The 325-nt window shown below is 75.1% G+C and carries 1 protein-coding gene; it reads left to right on the plus strand.

Features of this window, described 5'->3' with window-relative positions; genetic code table 11:
* On the plus strand, positions 1–325 hold a 325-nt coding region (locus tag D180_RS21175), incomplete at both ends, for a LysE family transporter (RefSeq protein ID WP_017914343.1).

Consider the following 325-nt stretch of genomic DNA (forward strand, 5'->3'; position numbering starts at 1 on the left):
GACCGCCATCGCGCCGGAACAGCAGGTGCCGGCGGTGCGCTCGGCCTTCGTCATGGGCCTGTTGACCCAGCTCGGCAACCCGCAGACCGCGCTGGTGTTCGCCGGCCTGTTCGCCGCGCTGCTGCCGGCGCAGCGCGTGCCTGTCGAGTACGTGGCGCTGCCATCGCTGGCCTTCGCCATCGATGCGGCCTGGTTCGCGCTGGTGGCCGGGTTGCTGTCCGCACCGGCGCCGCGGCGCTGGTGGTCGCGCGCGCGGCGGCCGCTGGACCGGCTCAGTGCGGTGCTGATGAGTGGCCTGGGCCTGCGCCTGCTGTGGCGGGGGGGG

Source organism: Xanthomonas sp. SHU 166 (assembly GCF_000364685.1).
Lineage (GTDB): Bacteria > Pseudomonadota > Gammaproteobacteria > Xanthomonadales > Xanthomonadaceae > Xanthomonas_A > Xanthomonas_A sontii.